The 1,942-nt window shown below is 35.8% G+C and carries 1 protein-coding gene; it reads right to left on the reverse strand.

Translation table 11 applies throughout. The features are described from left to right. Nucleotides 1-20 precede the first annotated feature (20 nt). A partial coding sequence (locus QUA13_RS32290; protein WP_333205149.1) for a hypothetical protein occupies nt 21-1,942 on the reverse strand: 1,922 nt, incomplete at its 5' end.

Below are 1,942 nucleotides of genomic sequence, written 5' to 3' on the forward strand. Positions count from 1 at the left end.
ATCCAAACTACCGAAAACTCCTAGAATACGGCTCTCTCAGAGCCTGACTCTCCCAAAATATGTCCGAACTGTTGTTCTAAAAATTGCTCGATAACTTTGACTAAAACTTGAGGTCTTGGATGTAGCATTGAAACAAGAGCTTTTGTTGCACGATCGCGAAGAAAACGATGAGATGTTGTTAAAAACCATGTCAAAGCAATTGCACAAAGTTCGATGGATTCATCTGAGATATGGTCTTTTTCTGCTTCCCATGCCCATTCAAGTAAACGATCGACTGCCCCTTTTTGTTCATACTGATCGAATAAAAAAATAGACCAAATTGCATCGCGCTCTGGCATTCTCAGATTTATGAGATGACGATGAAGAGATTTTGCATTTAAAGGATGTTCAGGATCGGTAGCTACTGTCAGTAGTACATTATAAACTTTTTCTTTGTTTTTTTCTTCTTGGAATATTTCATTAAGATAATCTTTAGTTCTTTGGGTGATTTTAGTTGGATTACGCCAAATAAGACTTTGTAAAAATGGACGTTCAAACCGCCATAATGGCATGGATGTTAATTCCATTACTTCTTTTCCAAGTAGTTCAGGAATTTGAATAAATAAAGCTTCCAGTAAACCCTGTCTATTCCATCTAGCTGCTACTAACCCACCTAGCGGTTTAATTTCATCAAAGGATGTAGTTGGATTATCTTTATCTAGGTGGTTTTTCAGCAAATAACGGACTATTAAATGATCGCTAAATTTTTCATAGGGAAATTTAATAATATTAACCCTTTGATTTTGTTCTTCATCTTCGTCTTCTGAGAGACGATAAATTAAATCTTCTGAAAGTAATCCCTCAGCACGCAGATTATAAAATAAGCTCTGTGAAAAATTATTATTAGGCAAGACAGAATTAACAATATTTTTGGCTTCTTCTCTATCTATCCAAGGCTGTCCATTTTCTGCCATCCGACGGGCTAAATCTTCTACTGATTGTCTTACTAAATTGGTTTTATCATCATAATCGAGCCGTTCACATAAAACGTCGTTAATTGAATCTATAAATAGATTTAAAACAGCAGTAATGCCTTTAATTCCTTTAGGTATTCGTGTTAAATGACGATTTTTAATTCCTTTACAAAGTGTTTTCAAGAAAAGTGGATTAGAAAACTCTGGAACTAACAAAGGAACGTTAGGCTGTTCAATACCATAATGATTGAAAAAGGTTTTTGTAGCAATATATTCATGGTTGGCAAATCCATGATGTTCAACTTTAACTAACTTTTCTTCTGGAACGAGGTTTTCTGGTATTGTTGCTTTCTCGTATGAAGTACGACAGCTTACTGCAATAGTAATGCGTGGATAGTTATGCAAAACAGCTAACATACCTGCTAGTTCCTTTTTCCATAAACCTTTATCATCACTCTCATTAAGAGCATCAATCAAAATCATTGCATGACTACCACAAGCTTGTGCAGCAGCATCTAATGCGCCTAAAAACTCGTCACGATTGTGACAAGAAAGGTGCAATCTCTGCATTATATGAATCCAAGGGTCGCCTTGACAAAAATGCTGCCCAAGCAAAATTATGGTCGGAAGTGAGTTATCTAGACGATGTTTAGCTATATCACAGAAGAGATGAGTTTTACCTGTTCCAGCTTCACCCGTAAGTAGAAGTGCGCCTTGATTACACGCAGCAGTAATATCACTGGTAGCAAAATGGTAAATTTCTCGTCCTATTTCTTCTATTTTTGAAATTTTATAACGAACTGATTTTAATAACTCTTCAAGTGAACGATTAATGTCTCTATTTTCTATTTTTTCTCCTTGCTGTTCGTTATGAGATGGATTCACTTGCCGAATTTGTGTGTAACTATCATAGTAATTGCTCAACCCCCTTGACAAGAGGACGAGATAGACATTAGATAGAGGAATGAAAAAACTCCCTGACCTAAAAC

This window comes from Microcoleus sp. S28C3, from assembly GCF_036700785.1.
GTDB classification, from domain to species: Bacteria; Cyanobacteriota; Cyanobacteriia; order Cyanobacteriales; family Microcoleaceae; genus Microcoleus; species Microcoleus asticus.